This window comes from Micromonospora sp. DT228 (assembly GCF_049841595.1).
In the GTDB taxonomy this organism is placed as follows: Bacteria; Actinomycetota; Actinomycetes; order Mycobacteriales; family Micromonosporaceae; genus Micromonospora.
Map to the genome: position 1 here is coordinate 73,128 of NZ_JBNCKO010000024.1, position 19,658 is coordinate 92,785.

The window sequence follows — 19,658 nt, forward strand, 5'->3', positions numbered from 1 at the left end:
GGCCTCGGCCGACGCGGTGGCGGGGTCATCCTCGGGCAGAGCCACAGTCTCCTCCTCGCTCACGACAGGGTTTCGATCAGGTTCATGCGGCTTCCCCGAAGGCGACATCGCCGGCGAGCACCGCCGCGCCGGTGACACCGGCACGTCCACCGAGTTCGGACAGCACGACCGGCAGGTTGCCGGTGGCCAGCGGCAGCGACCGGCGGTAGACCACGCTGCGGATCTCGGCCAGCAGGATGTGCCCGAGTTGGGCCAGCCCGCCGCCGATCACGATCATGGAAGGGTTGGTGAAGCTGACCAGGCTGGCGAGCACTCCGCCGACCCGCCGTCCGCCGTCCCGGATCAGTTGGATGCAGGTCACGTCGCCCTCGACGGCGCCCTCGGCGACGTCCAGCGCGGTCACCACCCCCCGCAGCGCCAGCCGCTCGGCAAGCGCCGGCGACGTTCCACTGCGGGCGGCGGCTGCGGCGTCCTTGGCCAGCGCGGCGCCGCTGAACAGCGCCTCCAGGCAGCCGACGTTGCCGCAGGAACACATCGGACCGTCCGAGTCGACCTGGATGTGGCCGATGTCGCCGGCGCAGCCGTCGGTGCCCCGGTAGACCTCGCCGGTGAGGTAGATGCCACACCCGATGCCGGTGCCGATCTTCACGAAGAGGAAGTCGTCCACCGAGTGCGCCACCCCACCGTGCCGCTCGCCGATCGCCATGATGTTGACGTCGTTGTCGACCACCGCCGGGCAGCCGTGCTCCCGGCTGAGCAACTCGCGCACCGGGTACCGGTCCCAGCCCGGCATGATCGGCGGCGAGACCGGAACTCCGTCGCGGAAGCTGACCGGGCCGGGGACGCCGATGCCCACCGCGTCCAGCCGCTCGTACGCGCCGTCGACCCGGGCCTTGTGCAGCAACTCGTTGACCCGTTGCAGGGTCACCTTCGGTCCGTTGCGGATGTCGGCCGGCTCGGCGTACTGGGCGACCGGTTCGAGGCGGCCGTTGACCACCTCGATGTCCATCGAACTCGCACCGAGGTCGACAGCGGCGAAGCGCAGCTTCGGGTTCAGCTCGACAAGGGTCGAGCGGCGCCCACCCCGGGAGGCGGCGAGCCCCGCCTCGGCGACGTAGCCCAGCGCCACCAGGCGATCCAGCTCGGCCAGCATGCGCGGGCGCGGCATCTGGAGGCGGTCGCCCAACTCGGCACGGGAGACGGCCCCCTCGTCGCGGAGCAACCGCAACAGTCGGACGTGCAGGGGGTCGTCGGTGCGCACCGGGGGGTCACCTCTTCATTGGCATCGTTCACATCGACGCAATGTCGAAGTGTTGTGTCCGACACAGTAGGAGCGCTCTGTACCGCGTGTCCAGAGCTTCAACCGTTCCGAGATGAACTTTTGTCCGAAAGAACAAAAGCTACTAGTCGATCAAGAAAAGGATCACGCGCCGCCCGCGTCCGCTCGCCCGCAGTTTCATCGACACACACGAAACCGCCCCGCCAGTCGATCTCCGATGGCGGGGCGGTAGGTGCAGGTCAGCGCGGGGGTCGTCAGCGGCGGCCGGCGGCGTTGCGCTTCTTGCGGAGCTTGCGGTCGTCGCGCAGCTCGACGTACGGCTCGTCGTCGACGGCATGACCGGCCGCGATGGCCCGACCCCGCTCCAACTCGGCGTCGAACTCGGCGCCCAGCAGGATCGCGATGTTGCTCAGCCAGAGCCAGACCAAGAAGATGATCACCCCGGCCAGCGCCCCGTACGTCTTGTTGTACGAGCCGAAGTTGCTCACGTAGAGGGCGAACACGCCGGAGATCACCAGCCAGATCACCACAGCCAGCACTCCACCCGGGCTGACCCAGCGGAACCCGCCGTGCCGGGCGTTCGGTGAGGCCCAGTAGAGGATCGCGAACATCAGGCTGACCAGGATCAGCAGCACCGGCCACTTGGCGACGTCCCACACCGTGACCGCCGCCGAGCCGAGGCCGACCACGTCCCCCACCGCTTCGGCGAGGCGGCCGGTGAAGACCACGATCACCGCACTGGCCAGCAACAGCACCCCGACCACAGCGGTCACGCCCAGCCGGATCGGCAGCGTCTTCCAGATCGGCCGGCCCTCCGGCACGTCGTAGATGCTGTTCGACGCGCGCATGAACGCGCCGATGTAGCCGGACGCGGACCAGAACGCGGCCACCACACCGATGATCGCCGCGACGCTGGCCAGGCCGCCGTTCTTGTCCGCCGTGGTGATCGCCTCGGTGATGATCTGCCGGATGCTGTCGTTCGGCACCGCCTGGTCGACGGTCTCCTTGACCCCCTCGGTGGCGCTCGTGCCGAGCAGACCGAGGATCGAGATCAGCACCAGCACGCCGGGGAAGATGGACAGCACCCCGTAGTAGGTGAGCGCCGCCGCCCAGTCGGTCAGGCTGTCATCCTGGAACTCGGTGACGGTGCGCCGCAGCGCCGCCTTCCACCCGCTGCCGGGCAGGTCGGTGGGGCTGTCCGCGCCCGCGTCGGGCCCGACCGGCGCGCTGGCGTCGGCGCCCGCCCGGTGGGCCGCAGACTCGTCCGAGGTCATCGCCCCTCCTCGTCGTCGGTGGTGTCACCGCAGACATGCCCCGTCGACGGGCGCCGGTAACCCCTACGGGTAGAGCAACCTGCCCATCCGACGCGAGGCCACCAGCAGGCCGACCGCCAGCATCGCCAGCAGGTAGAGCACATCGAGCAACCAGACCCAGCCGCCGCTGCCCAACGCGAGCAAGCGAATCAGGTGCACCGACCGGTACAGCGGGGTGATCTCGATCAGCCAGTGCAGCAGGGTCGGGTACGCCTGCGCCGGCACGAACGTGCCGGAGAAGAGGAACAGGGTGAACTGCGCTGACCCCAGCAGGTCGAAGTCCTGCCAACTGCGCATGAAGGTGGAGACCGCCATGCCGATCCCCCCGAACGCGAACCCGACGAGCATCGCGGCCGGGAGGACTGTCAACGCACGGGTGACAGTCGTCAGGTCCAGTGCGACCATCACCACGAGGAAGGCGGCCGAGTAGGAGCTGCCCCGCAGCATCGCCCAACCCAGCTCACCGAGAGCGATCTCGAACGGCCGTACCGGAGTGGCGATCACCCCGTCGTACAGCTTCATGTATTTCATCTTGCCGAAGACGTTGAATGTGGTCTCGGAGATCGCCCCGGTCATCGCCGAGGAGGCGAGCATCGCCGGGGCCACGAACGCGGCGTACGACACCAGCCGCCCGTCGGGCAGCGGCAGGTCACCGATCAGCGCGCCGACGCCCACGCCGATGGAGAGCAGATAGAGCAGCGGCTCCACGAAACCGGAGAGCAGCAGCAGCCAGTAGACCGGCTTCAGCGCCGCGACGTTGCGCCCCACCACCGACGCGGACCGCCGGGAGGCGGAGGAGACGTCCACCAGCCGGGGCAGGACCAGCGTGATCACGGGATCTCCTAGACGACGAGTTTGCGACGGAACGCGCGCAGCGCCAGCGGCCAACCGACACCTGCCCACGCGGCCAGGTAGAGCAGGTGCCCGGCGATCGACCACTGGGGGGCGACCCCGAGCGTGGCCGCGCGGCAGAGGTCGACGGCGTGCCACAGCGGCGTCGCATACGCCAGCCACCGCAGCGCGTCGGGCAGCGACTCCACCGGGAAGAACACCCCGGCGAAGAGCGTCATCGGGATGATCGCGAACCGGAACAGCATCGCGAGAAAATTGTCGGTGGACACCCACGCGGCGTACGCGAAGACCGGCGCGGCGACGGCCAACCCCAGCAACGCCACCACCGGCAGGGTGGCCACCGCCCACGGTGAGCGCAACGCCCCGAACAGCCCGGTGACCAGCAGGAACGCCGCGATTGTGGTGAGCACCCGGAACAGCACGAAGGCCAGGTGCCCCAGCACGATGTCGCCCACCCGCAGCGGCGAGGCGCTCTGCGCGAAGTAGGTCTTGACCCACTGGAAGTTGCTGAACACCGGCCAGGTCGAGTCCGCGACCGTCACCTGCAACGCGGTCGAGGCGATCAGCCCGGGGACCAGCCAGTCGAGGTAGCGCACCCCACCGACGCCCTGGTCGATGTAGCCACCGACGCCCACCCCGAAGCCGACAACTGTCAGCACCGGCAGCAGGAACGAGGAGAACACGCCGGCCCGCCAGGTGCGGCGCAGACCGACCAGGTAGTGCTCGAACACCGCCCACGCCGGCACCCACGGCAACCGCGCCCGCTCCGCCACCCGCACCACGACCACCCCCGTCCCGACCTTCCTACCCCCGGGGTACGACAGGTCGCCGGCCACCCTACGACGCCGCCCTTGACGTGTCGCCCGGGTTTCAACCCGCGGATTCGCCCCCGCCCAGCGCGACCCCCGACCCGACGCGGGCCCCTGATCGACTCGGCTTCCAGGAAGCCGCGGTATCAACGCCCCCGCGATGCCCCGACTCCCCGGAAACCGAGTCGATCTAGACGGCGTGGTCGCTATCTACCGGCCGACGGCGTCGGAACCGACGAACGCGCGCCACGCGTCGGGCGTGAAGGCCAGCACTGGGCCGGTCGGGTCCTTCGAGTCACGGACGGCCACCAACCCAGGCAGGTTGTCGGCAACCTCCACGCAGTTACCGCCATCTGGGCCGCTACGGATGCTCTTGCGCCACCGGGCACCGGTCATAACCATGTCTCCGCCACTTCCGCCATGAGATCGAGGGACTGCCCGTGCGATAGTGCCTCACCCCGGATCGACTCCCATACCTCGACCACCTGACGGACGTAGTCGACGCGGTCGATGACCTGCCCGTGACGCTGTCCCGCGAGGTAGACGAGGTCCTCCCCCTGCCGCGACGTAGCAATCACAAACGGTCCACCGAGCCCAACGTAGGCACCGGCAGTGGACGGCACGACCTGGATACGGACCCTGGGGAGCGCGGAGCCAAGTTTCACCAGGTGCTGAATCTGCTCGCGCATCACTGCCGACCCGCCGACGGAGCGCCGGAGCACGTGCTCGTCGATCACGGCAGTGAGCAGCGGAGGTCGGTCGCGGGTGAGCAGTCCCTGACGGTCCAGACGGGTTGCCACCTGCTGCTCGATCTCGTCCGGCGCGAACAGCCCGCCGCCGGTCAGTAGTGCGCGGGCGTACCCCTCGGTCTGCAACAGACCTGGCACACACAGCGGCTCGAACCAGCGCAGCGCCGTGGCCTCCTGCTCGATGCCGGCCCAGTCGCGGAACCACGGCACCACGGCATCCCGGCTGATCCGCTGCTGGATGCGTTCGAAGCGGCCGTCCGCCCCGAACACGACGTCACACCGACGGGCGAAGTCCAGACTCGGCCGGCGCTCGGACGTCTCCACCTTGGCGACCAACGCCCCGGAATAGCTGAGCCCTTCGGCCAGCGCCGTCTGCGACATCCCCGTCGCGGCCCGAGCCAGCCGCAGCTCCTCCGCGAAGTGCCCCAGCATGGACGAACTCTCCACGGACAGCCTCCGTACATCTTCGTACCGTGCCGGGCCGATCCCCGTACGCCCTGGTCGTCGGCGTGCGGAATCCCCCACCGTAGTCGGGTCCTCACCAGACTGTCACGTAGCGGGACCGCTCACGGGATCGGACGGTGGGCGGAACCAGGCCGGGAGCGTCCCGTGACCCCCGATCCCGGGGCGCTCCCCTCCCACCCGACGGAGGTTCCCCGTGCGACTCAGATGCCGGCGACGCGCCCGCCCGAACGGCAGCCACTGGTTGACTCGGGACCGGGACAGCCGCTGATGCCCCGCTACCGCCAGCACGTGGCAGCACGCCCCTCCTGGCGCTGTCGGGTCTGCGGTGCGGCGTGGCCGTGCTCCCCGGCCCGGCTGGCGCTGCTCGGCGAATACCGCGAGGACCGTGTCGGCCTGCTCGTCTACCTTGCCGCGCTGCTGTGCGAGGCAACCGGAGACCTGCCCGGCCAGGCCGGTCGCGAACGGCTGACAGACCGCTTCCTCACCTGGGCCAGAGCCCGTTGAGCGGTGATCGTTGGCAGCTCAGCAGCTCGACACGCGGGAACGATTGCTGCTGGGCTGCCAACGATCGGTCGGCCTCCGCCGGTCAGGCCGGTCGGTACGCGCGGATCAGCGCCTGCACGGCGTAGGCGAGCAGCAGCACGCCCGCGCCGACCCCGACCACCAGGCCGGCGGAGACCGCCGAGGCGAGGCCGGTGACGAGGCCCGCCGCCGCCACCAGGCACAGCGCGACGCCGAGCGGCCGCAGCAGCGGGTCGCGCAGTAGCGGGGCGAGCGGGAAGAAGTGCAGACCGACCACCAGGCAGACAAGCACCGGGACGTACTCCGACCAACCGGCGGCGACCAACACGGCGGCGCCCAGGCCGGCGGCAGCGAACTCGGCGACGACGATGAGCACGTACGGACGGTCGGCCGCCCGGTCCCGAGGGACGCCGGCCCCCCGGAGTCGGGCCGACAGCACACCGCCCAGCGCGGCGGCGAGCAGTGCGACGATGCTGCCCACCACCAGCAGGGCGCGCAGGGGTTGCTCCGCCGCCGGCACGCTGAACCAGATCATCGCGAAGATGCCCAGGTAGAGGGCGGTCAGCCCGGCCTGACGTCGGTTGGCGGCCACCAGATCGGACATGAAACTCCTTCGGGGTACGACAGGCCGCCGGTCACCTTACGACGACCCCGTCGACTTGTCGCCCGCATGATCGACTCGGCTTTCAGGAAGTCGGGGTGTCAGCGCCACTCCGACACCCCGACTTCGCGGGAGCCGAGTCGATCAGTCGACCAGGGTGCGGCCGGTCAGGTGCAGGAAGACGTCCTCCAGGCCGCTGCGTCGCACCAGCACGTTGGCCGGGTCGAGCCCGAGCGCGGCGACCTCGGCGACCGCCGCGTCGCCGTCGGGCACGTAGAGCAGGACCCGGTCGGGCAGCACCTCGACCCGCTCCCCCAGGCCGTCGAGCTTGCGGGCGAACGGCTCCTGCGAATCGGCGGCAAAGCGCAGCTCGACCACCTCCCGGGTGGAGTGCTGCTCGATCAACGCTCGGGGGGAGCCCTCGGCGACGATCCGCCCGCCGTCCATCACCACCAGCCGGTCGCAGAGCTGCTCGGCCTCGTCCATGTAGTGCGTGGTGAGCACAAGCGTGACGCCCCGCTGCTTGAGCCGGAACAGCCGCTCCCACACCAGGTGCCGGGCCTGCGGGTCGAGCCCGGTGGTCGGCTCGTCGAGCAGCACGATCTCCGGATCGTTGACAAGCGCGCGGGCGATGGTCAGCCGACGCTTCATCCCACCGGACAGCGGCTCGACCTTGCTGTCGGCCCGCTCGGTGAGCTGGACGAAGTCGAGCAGCTCGTCGGCCCGCTCCCGGGCTGCCCGGCGGGTGATGCCGAAGTAGCGCGCGTAGACCGTCAGGTTTTCCCGGACGGTCAGCTCCGGGTCGAGATTGTCCAACTGGGGGCACACGCCCAGCCGGGCTCGGATCGCGGGCCCGTCGGCGACCGGGTCCATGCCGAGGATGCGCAGCTCACCGCCGCTGGGTGGGGACGTGCAGCCGACCATCCGCATGGTGGAGGACTTGCCCGCGCCGTTGGGCCCGAGGAAACCGAACGCCTCACCCGAACGCACCTCGACGTCGATGCCGCCCACGGCGGTGAAGTCGCCGAACCGCTTCACCAGCCCGCGTGCCTGAATCAGTGGCCGCCCCGAAGTCACCGCCCGACCCTAGCCGCCGGGTCCGACAGCCCTCCACGCAAATACGCGCCGTGGTGCCGGGACATGCGACGCGAGACGGGCAGGCGACGACGTCCGCGACCCGCCGGGTCACCCCGACCACGGCGACGAAACGCCGGTCGGTGCCCCACCCGTCGGCCAATCGACGTGTATCGTCCTTTCGTGTCGCCCATCAGCGCGCCCGATGGTTCGTCGTCACCTGCCCGACCAGCCAACTCTCCCGCCGGTGGGTCCGCAGTGAGCCCCGACGGCGGGCCACCCCGACCACGACCGGAAGCCGGCCCGACGAAGCCCGGCGAACCCGACGGCACCCCCCCGCCCAACCCCACCACCCTCGCGACCGAGCCCACCCAGACCCGGCCCGACGCAAGCGAGCCCGACCCGAGCGAGCCCAACCCGAGCGAGCCCAACCCGAGCGAGCCCGACCCGAGCGAGCCCAACCCGAGCGAGCCCAACCCGAGCGAGCCCAACCCGAGCGAGCCCAACCCGAGCGAGCCCAACCCGAGCGGGCCCAACCCGAGCGGGCCCGACCCGAGCGGGCCCAGCGTGGCCGAGCGGGCGACGCGGGACCTGGCCGCCCAGTTCGAGGACGAGAAACCGGGTCGGGTGCTCTCCGGGCCGGCGGGCCTGCTCCTCACCGCTGCGGCGCTGGCGGTCGGCGCTCTCGCCCTGTGGCAGGTGTTCCGCCCCCTGTCGCAGGGCAGCAAGTACTACCTGATCATCTTCCTGGCCGGCGTACTCCCGCTGCTCTTCCTCGCCTACCCGGCCGACCTGCGGCTGCCGGCCCGCCTGCGCGCCCGGCGACCACCCGCCTCGACACGGCCCACGGTGACCGACTGGGTCCTGGTCGCGCTGGCGGTGACGGCCTGTCTCTACCCCGTCCTGCCGATCCGGATCGGCAGCGGTGGCGGCGGCTACAACGCGTTCCTCGACCGGCAGGGCCTGCTGGCGACGACGGATCTGGTGCTGGGCACCGTCCTGCTGCTCCTGCTCCTCGAAGCGTGTCGACGGACCACCGGGTGGATCCTGCCCGCGGTCTGCCTGCTGTTCCTCGGCTACGGCTACTACGGCGGGTTGCTGCCGCAGTCCTGGCCGGTCGCGCACGCCGGGCTCGACTTCAGTCAGCTGGTAGACGCGTTCTACAACTCCGACAGCGGCTTCTACGGCACCCCACTCGACGTGGCCGCCTCGTACATCGTGCTGTTCACCATCTACGGCGCGGTGCTGGAGCTGTCCGGGGCCGGGCGGTTCTTCGTCGAGCTGTCGGCCGCGGCGTTCCGGCGCTCGCGTACCGCAGCCGGCCGGACGGCGGTGGCCTCGGGTTTCCTGCTCGGCACCGTCTCCGGATCCGGCGCGGCGACGACGGTGAGCATCGGCGCGGTCACCTGGCCGCTGCTGCGCCGCGCCGGCTACCCGCCGGAGCGGGCCGGCGGCATGTTGGCCGCGGCCGGGGTGGGCGCCATCCTCTCCCCGCCCACCCTGGGTGCGGCGGCGTTCATCATCGCCGAGTACCTGGGCGTCTCGTACCTCCAGGTGCTGGGCTGGGCGACGGTGCCGACGGTGCTCTACTACCTCGGCATCCTGCTCGCCGTGGAGATCGATGCCCGCCGCTCCGGTGTACGCCCCGTGGTGATCGACGTCGGCTCGCCCTGGCGTCTGCTGGCCCGGTTCGGCTACCACTTCGCCTCGCTGATCGCCATCATCGTCTTCCTCGCGGTCGGCGTGTCCGCGACGAGGGCTGTCGTCTTCGCCATCGTGCTCGCCGTCGCGTTGTCGTTCCTGGCCCCCAGAAACGGCCGCGCCCCCAGGAACGAGCACCGCGCGCACCGGCTCACCCCGGGCCGGCTGGTGACCGCGCTCGTCACCGGCGTACGCGGCGTCCTCGCCGTCACCGCGGTGTGCGCCGCCGCCGGCATCATCACGGCGACCACCACGAAGACCGGCCTCGGGCCGCAGGCGGCGGCGCTGCTGATCGGCGGGGCGCAGGCGGCCACCTCGGACCCGACGCTGGTGCTGGTGCTCACCGCGCTGTTCGCCGCCGTCGCGCTCACCCTGCTGGGCCTGGCCGTGCCGGTCACCGCGTCGTTCGTGATCGGTTGGGTGATCGTCGGTCCGGCCCTGCTCGACCTGGGTGTCACCGCGCCGGCGGCGGCGATGTTCGTCTTCTACTTCGCGGTGCTGTCCGAGGTGTCCCCACCGACAGCGCTCGCCGCGGTGGCCGCCGCCGCCGTCACCGGCGGCCGGCTGGTGCCGACCATGTGGCAGACCCTGCGGTACGCGCTGCCGGCGTATCTGACCCCGATCGCTTTCGTCATCACGCCGGCCGGGCTCGGTCTGCTCGGCATCGGTGGCGTCCAACGGATCGCCTTCGCCGCGGCGGTCACCGCCCTCAGCGTGGCGGTGCTCGCCGTCGCCGCCGGTGGCTGGCTGCCCGGCGTGGGTCCGGCCGGCGCCCCGGAACGGGTGCTGGGTGCCCTCGCCGGCGTCACACTGCTCTGGCTCGAACCCGTGCCGGTCACGGTCGGCGCGGCGCTGGCCGCCGTCGCGGCGGCGGGTGTGTTCGTCCGACGCGGCTCCGCCGGCCGGCCATCGCCCGGATCACCAGCCAATCCTGTGGAGGAACAACTGTGAGACGAATCGACGTACGGCTCGCGGCGGGCCTGAGCGTGCTCGCCCTCGTCACGGTCGGAACCGCGGGTTGCGGAGGTCAGCAGGGCGGCGCGGCCAAGGACGACACGGCCAGCGAGGTCACCTGCGAGGTGACCAAGGAGACGCGCGTCGGCATCGCGACCGGCAATGCGACAGGCGTCTACTACGTGGTCGGCAACGCCCTGGCCGGGCAGTTGTCCGGGGCGACCGGCGGCAAGCTCTCCGGCACCGCCGCCGAGACCGGCGCCTCCGTGCAGAACGTCGAGCAGTTGGTCGGCGGTCAGTACGACGTGGCGTTCTCGCTGTTCGACACGGCGGTCAACGCGGTCGAGGGCAAGGGCAGCTTCACCTCGCCGCAGCCGGTGGAGGCGCTGACCCGCATCTACGACAACTACACCCAGGTGGTGGTGCGCAACGGCTCCGGGATCACCTCCGTGGCCGACATGCGGGGCAAGCGGATCTCCACCGGCTCACCGAAGTCCGGCACGGAGGTGATCGCCAACCGGCTGTTGGAGGCCGCCGGCCTCGACCCGGCCAAGGACATCAGGGCGCAGCGACTGGACCTGACCAAGACGGTCGAGGGGATCAAGGACGGCAGCGTCGACGGCTTCTTCTGGTCCGGTGGTCTGCCCACCGGTGGCCTCACCGACCTGTTCACCACAGCCGGCAGCTCGGTGAAGTTCGTCGACATCTCGCCGTTGCTGCCGAAGATGACCGCGTTGAGCCCCGCCTACCAGGCCGGGACGATCGGCCGGGACGCGTACCGGACGGCGACCGACACCCCGACCATCGTCGTACCCAACGTGTTGTTGGTCCGCAAGGACCTGGACGCCAACGTCGCCTGCGCGATCACCCGGACGGTCTTCGACAAGCGGGACACGCTGGCCCAGGCGAACCCGGCGGCCCGGGGCATCTCGCTGGAGACCGCCCGCAAGACCGAGCCGGTGCCGCTGCACCGCGGCGCCGAGAAGGCGCTGAAAGACCTCGGCGCGAACTGACCCGCCCGGTCAGTTGTCAGCCGGCGCGGTGGCGGCACGGGCCACGCCGACCAGGCGGTCGGTCTCGGCCAGCAGCGCCTCGTCGTCCGCCGGGGTGCCGGGATCCAGGCGGACCGTCCAGGTCAGACCGTCGGCTCCGGCCACGCGGCGGGCCGCGACCCGCGCCGCGCCGCCGGGCACCTGCTGGTGCTCGGTGTACGCCACCGAACGGGTCACCCGTGCCCGCACCTGGTGCGGCAGCTCCTGCGGATCGAGGAGGAGGTATGTCTCGGCCGGGCCGTCGGCGACAAGCGTGTAGCCGTCGCGTTCGGCGACTGTCTCGGCAGGTGTGACGGTCAGCTGCCGGCCGGACCAGACCGCCTTGAGGATGGCGTGCCAGCCGAGCCGGTGCCCTCGACCGGGCAGCCACAGCCCGAGATTGGTGGCGACCACCACCCCGTCGCCCTCGCCGTTGCCGGCCGCCGCCCAGGCCAACACCCGTTCGTCGGCGACCAGCGGTGGCCGGTCGGCAGGTGGCAGCTTCGGCTTACGGCTGAACAGTCCCATCTAGAGGCCTCCCGCGGCCTGTTCGCGCAGCGCCCGGGCGTGCTGCTCCAGGGACAGCAGCTCACCGAAGGCGGCGAAGTACTCGTCCTTGTTGTTTACCGGGTTGATCCGCTGGATGCGCGACTTGAGGTCCCGGACGCGGGCGGTCACCGACCCGAACTGCACCCGCGCCATGGTGATCGACACGTAGCGCGGGTCCGGTTCGCCGTCGATGCGCAGCGGCTCCACCGCCAGCTCGCCGACAAGCGCCGCCGCGGCCAGATCGTCGCAGGCGTCGCGGACCGACTCGATCCAGACCGCGCCGCCGGTCGCCGACGCGGCGCCACCGGCCGCCGCGATGGCGGTACGCACCGCGACGTGCACCGGGTGGCGGTATTCGGGCGACTCGACCGCGTCGAACATCGGCCCGGCCAGGACCGGCTGCTGGAGGGCGAGCTTCAGCGCCTCCCGCTCGACCATCGACTGCGGGCTGTCCAGAGCCGGCTCGGGGCGAGCCGAGGCGGGCCGGGCGGCGGGGCCGGCGTCGCGGGTGCCGGGCGGCGGGGTGTTGGCGGCGGCGAGCACCGCCCGCTGCACCGGCTCGATCTCCATCCCGAGGTCCATGGCGAGTTTGCGGACGTACTCCGGGCGTTTTTCCCGGTCCTTGAGTCGCGCGACGAGCGGCGCGGCGTGGCGCATGGCCTCGACCCGGCCGTCGACGGTGTCCAGGTCGAAGCGGCTGATCACGTGCCGCAGCGCGAAGTCGACGAGCGGCTCACGGCGGGCGACCAGATCCCGGACCGCCAGGTCACCCTTGGCCAGCCGCAGGTCGCACGGGTCCATGTTGTCCGGACTGACCGCGATGAACGTGCGCCCGACGAACCGCTGGTCGTCCTCGAAGGCGCGCAGCGCGGCCTTCTGGCCGGCGGCGTCACCGTCGAAGGTGAAGATGATCTCGCCGGCCACCTCGTCGCTGTCGAACAGGAGCCGCCGCAGGACGGAGATGTGGTCCGCGGCGAACGCGGTGCCGCAGGTCGCCACCGCCGTCGTCACCCCGGCGAGGTGGCAGGCCATCACGTCGGTGTAACCCTCGACGATGACCGCCCGGCCCTGCTTGGCGATCTCGCGCTTGGCCTGGTCGATGCCGTAGAGCACGTGCGACTTCTTGTAGATCGGCGTCTCGGGGGTGTTGAGGTATTTCGGGCCGTCGTCGTCGTCGAAGAGCTTGCGCGCGCCGAAGCCGATCACGTCGCCGGCGAGGTCGCGGATCGGCCAGAGCAGCCGACGGCGGAACCTGTCGATGAGCGTGCCGGAGCGGGACTCCCGGGACAACCCGGCGGTGACCAGCTCCTGGTGGGTGAAACCCTGCTGGCGCAGGTGCTTGGTGAGCAGGTCCCAGCCCTCCGGCGCGAAGCCACAGCCGTAGCGCTCGGCGGCGGCCCGGTCGAAGCCCCGTTGGGCCAGGAACTCGCGGGCCGGCCGGGCCCCGGCCGTGCTGAGCTGCGCCCGGTAGAACTCGACGGCGGCGGCGTGCGCGGCGACCAGACGCTGACGTTGACCCTGCTGCGGGCGGGGGCGCGGGGTGCCCTTGTCGTCCTCGATGTAGCGCAGTTGGATGCCGGCGCGGCCGGCCAGCCGTTCGACGGACTCCACGAAGCTGAGGTGGTCGGCGTCCATCAGGAACTTGATGGCGTCGCCGCCGGCCCCGCAGCCGAAGCAGTACCAGACGTTGCGGGCCGGGGACACGTTGAACGACGGGCTCTTCTCGTCGTGGAACGGGCACAGGCCCTTCAGGTTGCCGCCACCCGCCGACTTGAGGGTGACCGTCTCGGAGATCACATCCCCGATCGAGGTGCGTTCCCGGACCAGTGCGATGTCCTCGTCCCGGATCCGCCCAGCCATGCGCCACCCCCTCGGCGTACATCCTGCCCTGCCGGACCGACGACACGCCGGCCGGGGGATGCCGGTGTGGCGGCCACCGCTGCCGGCTGGGCTGTTCCGGCCCGCGTGCCGGGCCCCGCGCGGTCAGCCCAGGCCGGCGCAGGCAGTCTGGACAGCGGCCTGGAGACCCGTGTCACCGCAGTCGGTGGCTGCCGAGGCACGCGCGACGACCCGCCAGCCCTTGGCGTCCTGGTGCAGGAACATCTGGCCGTCGGGGATCTCCGCTGGCTGCGGGGCGACGGCCATCAACCGGGCGTAGCCGTTGCGGCAGGAGAACACCGCCACGTCCTGCACGGTTTGGCCGCTCACTGCCGCTCTGGTGGCCGCGAGCAGGACCTCCGGGCGGCAGGACGGGGTGTCGGTGACGTGTTGTTCGTCGTCGAGACGGATCGGCCCGGTTTTGGTCGGGGCCGGGTCGACCGCCCGACCGGCGCCCGTACCGGGCCGAGCCGAGGCGGAAGCCGGTGGCGCGGGGACGCCGGAGGTCGTGACGGTCGTCTGCGGCCCGGGAGCGGCCGGCTCCGGTGAGACGACCGGCGCCGACGAGGACGGGACGGGAGCACTCGCCGCGCCGCCGGTGCGCGCGTCGTGCGCGCATCCGGCCGCCGGCAGGGCCAGCGCCACCGCCGCCACCAGGCACGCGCCGCTGCGTCGGATCGTCATGATCATTTCTCCCTCTCGTCGGACTGCCCTCCGGGGCGGTGCCCGGTGCTGGTCCGACGCTAGAGAGGCGGCCTGCGGTTGGTCTTGACGAAACCTGGAAGCCCAGGTCGCCAGCCTATTCACACCGGCTGCGCTCCGGTCACGATCCGGCCCGTCAGTGCTGTCGCGGCGCACCCGCACCGCCACCGCTCGTGCCAGCCTGGCACTTCGCGGGCCTCCCGGGTACCGAGCCGTTCGAAGGTCGCCGCAGCGGTCTCCCACACCCGGTGCGCCGACGCGACGTCGCCCAACGCGGCGTGCGCCGCGCCAAGGTCGCGCAGCGTACGTGCCGCACCGAGATCATGGTGCAGCTCGATCCAACCGTCGTGGGCCAGCCGGAGGGCCTCCAGGGCCACCTCCGGCCTCCCCGCCGCCAGGTGCAGCTCACCGACGGTCCGCTGGACCAGCGCGGTGCCGAACCGGTCGTTCAGCCGGCGGCACGTCGCCAGGCTGCGCTCCAACGGCGCCAGTGCCCGACCCACGTCCCCCTGCCGGAACCACACCTTCGCCAGCGCCTGCTCGGTGTAGCAGGCGAGCAGCTCGTCACCGCTCGCCACGATCATCTCGTGGGCCCGGACGCACCAGCGCCGCGCGTCGTCAAGCGCGCCCCGGGCCCGGTGCACGAGGCCGATGCCCCGAGCGGCGATGGCTTCCCCCCGGACGTGACCGAGTGCCCGGTAGGCGTCCATGGCCCGGACGAAGAAGCGCATCGCCTCATCGTCGTCGCCGAGCTCCCGCAGGCAGTGTCCGATCCCGTAGGTGGCGTGCGCGGCGGCGTTGTCGCCGCCGATCCGGTTCAGCGCGTCGGCCGCCGCGGTCAGCAGCGGGACGGCCTCCCGGTGCCGGCCGACCTCGCGCAGCACAGCGCCGAGCCCGCTGCGCGCCGCGGCCGACCCGTGCTCGTGACCGGCCGCTTCGAACAGCTCGATGGCGCTCCGGAAATTCTGTTCGGCCTCGACGAACCGGTCCTCCTTGTAGCGCAGCAGCGCGATGCCGCAGGCGATCACCGCCTCGCCGACGGCGTTCCCGGCGGCCCGTGCCGCCGCGGACGCCGCCGCGTGGGTGCGCCCCCAGCCGACAAAGTCGTTCCGGACCGCGAAGGACGCGTAGACCAACGCGTCCGCGAGCGCGCACGCCGCCACGTCCATGCCCAGCTCCGCGGCCCGCTCCACCGCGACGATAAGTGTCGACGCCTCGACCTCCAGCCAGCCGGGTAACTGATGGTCCGCCGGGAGCTGAACCGCCGGCACGTCCACCGGCTGCAGCGTCTGTCGGTAGAGCGGCGGAACGGCGAACGGCTGCCGCTGGTTGAGCCGTTCCCCCAGCTCGGTGGCCGTGGCCAGGACCCGGGCCACCGCGGCGCGCAGCGCACCGTCGGCGTCCTCCTCGACGGCGCGTTCCCAGGCGAACAGTCGGACCAGGTCGTGAATGTGGTAGCGGAGCAGCCGGTGCGTCGGGTCGGGCAGGGCCGTCACCAATCGGGCGTCGGCAAGTTGCTCCAACAGCTCTTCGGCCTCGTCCACCGAACCGCCGATGAGCGCTGCCACCAGCCACTCCGCGAAGCTCGGCACCCCGAGGAAGCCGAGCAGCCGGAACGCCCGTCGGGCCGCCGGGTCGAGCGCCTGGTAGCCGACCCCGACGCTGACCCGCACGGCCAGGCCGTCCGCGGCCATCTCGTCGAGCCGCCCACGTTCGTCCCGCATCCGCTCGGCCAGGCGGGTGATCCGACGGTGCGGTCGCGCCGCGATCCGCGCGCCGACGATCCGCAGGGCCAGCGGCAGCCCCGCGCACATCTCGACGAGCGCGTCGGTAGCCCGCGGTTCCGCCGCCACCCGCTCCGGCCCGATGATGCGATTCAACAGGTGGACCGAGTCGGCCTGATCCAGCAGCGGCACCTCGATGTGTTCGGCACCGGGAACTGTGGTCAGCCAGGCCCGACTGGACACGATCAGGGCGCTGCCCGGGCCGCCGGGCACCAGGGGCCGGACCTCCTCGGCGCTGACCGCCGAGTCGAGCACGATGAGGAAGTGCCGCCCGCTCAGCATGGCCCGGTACTGCCCGAGCTTGTCCGCCAGCGTGGGGAGCTGGTGGATGTTCGTGGCGCCGAGGGCCCGCAACACCCGGTCGACCGCCTCCCCCGGGTCACGGCCGCGGCCACCGAGGGTGACGAAGATCTGACCATCCGGGTACGCGTGCCGCAGCAGATACGCCAGTCGGATGCTGAGTGCCGTCTTCCCGACCCCACCCGGACCGGAGAGGATCAGCACGGGTGCGGCGGTGCCCTCGGCGCCCCGGCCGTCGGGTCGCAACACGTTCAGCGCACGGGAGATCTCCGATTCGCAGCCGACATGGTCGGGCAGGTCGGCCGGGAGCTGGCACCCGGGCCCCCCGCTGCTGCGCCGGGGTGGCTCCGGTTCGGTCTCGACAGGCGTCGACACGACGGCCGACGGCTGTTCCGGGAGCGGCGTCGGGGCCGTGGTCGTGAGCGCCGCCGGTGGCCGCAGGGTGCCGCGCAGGATCTCCCGGTGCAGGTCCTGGAGGTCCGTGCCCGGGTCGATGCCCAGGTCGTCGGCGAGGCGGACACGGGTCCGCGCGTACAGGTCGAGCGCCTCGGCTCGACGTCCGTTGAAGTAGAGGGCCCGCATCAGGCTCAGCACCAGCGGCTCGATGAGCGGGCTTCGCTCAGTGGCCACTGTGAGCCGCTCGGTGACCGGGCCGGGCCGGCCATGGCTGATCTCGCTGTCGGCCCAGTCGAGCAGGACCCGGATGAGCTGCTGACGCAGCCCCTCCCGGACCCGGGACGCCCAGTCGCCGGGCAGACCGTCGAGGGGCTCACCGCGCCACAGGTCGATCGCTTCCCGGAGCAGGGTCGGCCGGTCCGGATGCTCCGCCGGCAGGCCCTGGGCCTGCTCGGCGAGGCGGCGCAGCCGGTAGAGGTCCACCCGGTCCGGATCGGCGGCGAGGAGATAGCCGGTCTGGCTACGACCCACGGTGATCGGCACCGCCTCGGCGGACCGAGCGGTGGCCAGGATTCGCCGGATGCGGGTCAGGTAGGTGTACAGGACGCCGCGTGCGTCGGCCGGCGGCGTCTCGTCCCAGACGCGATCGACGAGCGCCTCGATCGGCACGCTGCGACCCGCGTCGACGGCCAGCGCGGCGAACACCAACCGCTGCTTCGGCGGACCCAGCTCCACCGGTCGCCCGTCGACCACAACCTGCAGGTCACCCAATATCCGTAGTTCCACGGCTTCGCCCCCGCGCCCGTAGTGCCTACACGGCCCACGATCGGGGCCGCCCACGCTGTCAAGGATCCGTTCAGGTTCGCTACCGAGTCCGGCTGCGAGGGTTTCCCCAGCCAGTCATCGCGAACAGCACGCGACACCGCTCAACGGGGTGCCACGGCTCATGTGTCCTCATCCGAAGGGACGGTTGCCGACCCACAACCGCATAGCAGGACCACCAGGGACCGACCACTTCGGACGGAACCCACGGTGACGCCTGTGTCGCGGATCTTAACCGGCCGCAGCAGATCCAGCCAAGGGTCTCGATGCTTCCGGTCCGGTCGCCACCGCCCGGCACTCATCCACCTCGAAGGGAAATTTGTGCAGTCACGATTCCGTCGTACTCGCCGGGCGAGCAGCCTCATCGCCGCGCTGGCCATGATCGCCACTGGACTGGTCGGCCTGTCGCCGGCCCCCGCCCAGGCCTCCGAAATCGAGGGCCCCATCAGTCGCAACGAGATTCTGCTCCGGGCTCAGGACTGGGTGGACCGCGGAATCACGTACACCCAGGACCAGAGCGTCGCGGCGCCCGACGACGAGGGTTCCCACAAGTACCGCCGGGACTGCTCCGGACTGGTCTCCATGGTCTGGCACCTGAACAAGAAGTCGGACGGTTGGGACTACAACACCGAGGATTTCCTCCGCGACGGCAACTCGATGTGGTTCACGCTAGGTGGTGTAGACGACTTCCAGCCGGGCGACGCGATGGTGCGCGAGGGCCACATGGAACTCTTCGCGTTCTGGGTGGACGGGAACGACCACAAAAAGGGCGCCTACGTCTATTCGTTCAACGACAAAGACGAGACGGTCCAGAACCCGTACGCGAAGAACAACTTTGGCCACCTGGGCTTCAACAACTGGGACGACTTAAACAGTTTCAGGCCGATCCGGCGCACCGGTGTGATCGCCTCCCCGCCGACTCCCGCCAAGCCACAGGCCACGAAGCTGTCAGTGGCGCTGAACGCGGACGGCCGGATGCAGGCGTTCCAGACCCGCGGTTCCGGCGCGGTGCACAGCACCTGGCAGTCCGCCCCCAACAGCGTCTTCGGCGACTGGGTCAACCTCGGCGGCAGCGCCCTGAAGTCGCCGACGGCGGTGACGAAGGCGGACGGCCGGATCGAGTTGTTCGCGATCGGTGGTGACGGGAAGCTCTACCACAAGTGGCAGAGCACGGTGAACGGTCCGTTCTCCGACTGGACCAGCCGCGGCGGCAGCGGGCTCAGCAGTGACCTGAACGTCGCCACAAACGCCGACGGACGCCTCCAGGTCTTCGTCATCGGCGGCAACGGCAGCCTCTACAGCATCTGGCAGACCACCACCAGCGGCCCCTGGTCGGCCTGGGCGAACCTCGGCGGCACGGACCTGCGCTCGCTCAGCGCGGTGAAGAAGAAGGACGGCCGGATCGAACTGTTCGCCATCGGCGGGGACGGGAAGCTCTACCACAAGTGGCAGAACACGGCCAACGGCCCGTTCGCCGACTGGGCCAGCCTCGGCGGCAACGACCTGACCACCGAGCTCGCCATCTCCGCCAACGCCGACGGACGCCTCCAGGTCTTCGTCATCGGCGGCAACGGCGCGCTCTACAGCATCTGGCAGACCACCACCAGCGGCCCCTGGTCGGCCTGGGCCAACCTCGACGGCACCGACCTGAGCGCCGTCCGGGCCGTCACCAAGCCCGACGGCCGGATGGAACTGTTCGCCATCGGCGGCGACTCGAAGCTCTACCACAAGTGGCAGAGCACCCCGAACGGGCCGTTCTCCGGCTGGGCCAGCCTCGGCGGCAATGGCCTGACCGCCGACCTCGCCATCTCCGCCAACGCCGACGGACGCCTCCAGGTCTTCGTCATCGGCGGCAACGGCGCGCTCTACAGCATCTG

16 protein-coding genes are annotated in these 19,658 nt (G+C 71.2%); 4 read left to right on the forward strand and 12 right to left on the reverse strand.

What is annotated here, in order from left to right; translation table 11 throughout:
- Positions 1 to 82: 82 nt before the first annotated feature.
- From ACLQ29_RS32255 to ACLQ29_RS32280, 6 genes are all read right to left on the reverse strand, one after another.
- A complete protein-coding gene (locus tag ACLQ29_RS32255) occupies positions 83 to 1,261 on the reverse strand; it encodes an ROK family protein (RefSeq protein ID WP_425775150.1) in 1,179 nt (392 codons plus the stop codon).
- 272 nt (positions 1,262 to 1,533) lie between these two features.
- Positions 1,534 to 2,553, reverse strand: a complete 1,020-nt coding sequence (locus ACLQ29_RS32260; protein ID WP_425775151.1) for a YihY/virulence factor BrkB family protein — start codon at positions 2,551 to 2,553, stop codon at positions 1,534 to 1,536.
- A 63-nt stretch (positions 2,554 to 2,616) separates the two neighbouring features.
- Positions 2,617 to 3,426: an ABC transporter permease gene (locus ACLQ29_RS32265; RefSeq protein WP_425775152.1), complete on the reverse strand. Its 810-nt coding sequence runs from the start codon at positions 3,424 to 3,426 to the stop codon at positions 2,617 to 2,619.
- An 8-nt stretch (positions 3,427 to 3,434) separates the two neighbouring features.
- A complete protein-coding gene (locus ACLQ29_RS32270) occupies positions 3,435 to 4,232 on the reverse strand; it encodes an ABC transporter permease (RefSeq protein WP_425775169.1) in 798 nt (265 codons plus the stop codon).
- Between the two features lie 231 nt (positions 4,233 to 4,463).
- Entirely contained in the window at positions 4,464 to 4,655 is a 192-nt protein-coding gene (locus tag ACLQ29_RS32275; protein WP_425775153.1) for a DUF397 domain-containing protein, read from the reverse strand.
- Positions 4,646 to 5,449 (reverse strand): helix-turn-helix domain-containing protein, encoded by an 804-nt coding sequence (locus ACLQ29_RS32280; RefSeq protein ID WP_425775154.1) that lies wholly within the window; start codon positions 5,447 to 5,449, stop codon positions 4,646 to 4,648. Before ACLQ29_RS32280 ends, ACLQ29_RS32275 begins: the two co-directional genes overlap by 10 nt.
- Positions 5,450 to 5,734: 285 nt before the next feature.
- On the opposite strand from ACLQ29_RS32280, the gene ACLQ29_RS32285 reads away from it, so the two are divergent.
- Positions 5,735 to 5,971 (forward strand): flavin reductase, encoded by a 237-nt coding sequence (locus ACLQ29_RS32285; RefSeq protein ID WP_425775155.1) that lies wholly within the window; start codon positions 5,735 to 5,737, stop codon positions 5,969 to 5,971.
- Between the two features lie 82 nt (positions 5,972 to 6,053).
- On the opposite strand, the gene ACLQ29_RS32290 is transcribed toward ACLQ29_RS32285, so the two are convergent.
- Positions 6,054 to 6,593, reverse strand: coding sequence for a hypothetical protein (locus tag ACLQ29_RS32290; RefSeq protein WP_425775156.1), 540 nt, complete (start codon positions 6,591 to 6,593; stop codon positions 6,054 to 6,056).
- 141 nt (positions 6,594 to 6,734) lie between these two features.
- Entirely contained in the window at positions 6,735 to 7,667 is a 933-nt protein-coding gene (locus ACLQ29_RS32295; protein WP_425775157.1) for an ABC transporter ATP-binding protein, read from the reverse strand.
- Between the two features lie 255 nt (positions 7,668 to 7,922).
- Here ACLQ29_RS32295 and ACLQ29_RS32300 point away from each other — a divergent pair, with 255 nt between their 5' ends.
- The gene (locus tag ACLQ29_RS32300; protein WP_425775158.1) at positions 7,923 to 10,316 is read left to right on the forward strand and encodes a TRAP transporter fused permease subunit; all 2,394 of its coding nucleotides are present in this window, start codon (positions 7,923 to 7,925) and stop codon (positions 10,314 to 10,316) included.
- Positions 10,313 to 11,332 carry a TAXI family TRAP transporter solute-binding subunit gene (locus tag ACLQ29_RS32305; protein WP_425775159.1) on the forward strand — a complete coding sequence of 340 codons (1,020 nt, stop codon included), beginning with the start codon at positions 10,313 to 10,315 and terminating at the stop codon, positions 11,330 to 11,332. Before ACLQ29_RS32300 ends, ACLQ29_RS32305 begins: the two co-directional genes overlap by 4 nt.
- Positions 11,333 to 11,341: 9 nt before the next feature.
- Here the strand turns inward: ACLQ29_RS32305 and ACLQ29_RS32310 are convergent, their stop codons facing one another.
- From ACLQ29_RS32310 to ACLQ29_RS32325, 4 genes are all read right to left on the reverse strand, one after another.
- A complete protein-coding gene (locus ACLQ29_RS32310; RefSeq protein WP_425775160.1) occupies positions 11,342 to 11,878 on the reverse strand; it encodes a hypothetical protein in 537 nt (178 codons plus the stop codon).
- The gene (dnaG, locus tag ACLQ29_RS32315; protein ID WP_425775161.1) at positions 11,879 to 13,759 is read right to left on the reverse strand and encodes a DNA primase; all 1,881 of its coding nucleotides are present in this window, start codon (positions 13,757 to 13,759) and stop codon (positions 11,879 to 11,881) included. It lies immediately after the preceding gene.
- Between the two features lie 123 nt (positions 13,760 to 13,882).
- Positions 13,883 to 14,461, reverse strand: a complete 579-nt coding sequence (locus ACLQ29_RS32320) for a hypothetical protein (protein WP_425775162.1) — start codon at positions 14,459 to 14,461, stop codon at positions 13,883 to 13,885.
- A 119-nt stretch (positions 14,462 to 14,580) separates the two neighbouring features.
- Complete coding sequence (locus ACLQ29_RS32325; protein WP_425775163.1) at positions 14,581 to 17,745, reverse strand: AfsR/SARP family transcriptional regulator; 3,165 nt, start codon at positions 17,743 to 17,745, stop codon at positions 14,581 to 14,583.
- A gap of 357 nt (positions 17,746 to 18,102) precedes the next feature.
- Here ACLQ29_RS32325 and ACLQ29_RS32330 point away from each other — a divergent pair.
- The coding region (locus tag ACLQ29_RS32330; protein ID WP_425775164.1) for a hypothetical protein at positions 18,103 to 19,658 on the forward strand (1,556 nt) is incomplete at its 3' end.

What these genes read in the sequence shown, in the direction of transcription:
- ACLQ29_RS32260 (WP_425775151.1), bottom strand. Translation starts at nt 2,553, where the DNA reads ATGACCTCGGACGAGTCTGCGGCCCACCGGGCGGGCGCCGACGCCAGC.
- ACLQ29_RS32275 (WP_425775153.1), bottom strand. Translation starts at nt 4,655, where the DNA reads ATGGTTATGACCGGTGCCCGGTGGCGCAAGAGCATCCGTAGCGGCCCA.
- ACLQ29_RS32285 (WP_425775155.1), top strand. Translation starts at nt 5,735, where the DNA reads ATGCCCCGCTACCGCCAGCACGTGGCAGCACGCCCCTCCTGGCGCTGT.
- ACLQ29_RS32290 (WP_425775156.1), bottom strand. Translation starts at nt 6,593, where the DNA reads ATGTCCGATCTGGTGGCCGCCAACCGACGTCAGGCCGGGCTGACCGCC.
- ACLQ29_RS32310 (WP_425775160.1), bottom strand. Translation starts at nt 11,878, where the DNA reads ATGGGACTGTTCAGCCGTAAGCCGAAGCTGCCACCTGCCGACCGGCCA.
- dnaG (WP_425775161.1), bottom strand. Translation starts at nt 13,759, where the DNA reads ATGGCTGGGCGGATCCGGGACGAGGACATCGCACTGGTCCGGGAACGC.
- ACLQ29_RS32320 (WP_425775162.1), bottom strand. Translation starts at nt 14,461, where the DNA reads ATGACGATCCGACGCAGCGGCGCGTGCCTGGTGGCGGCGGTGGCGCTG.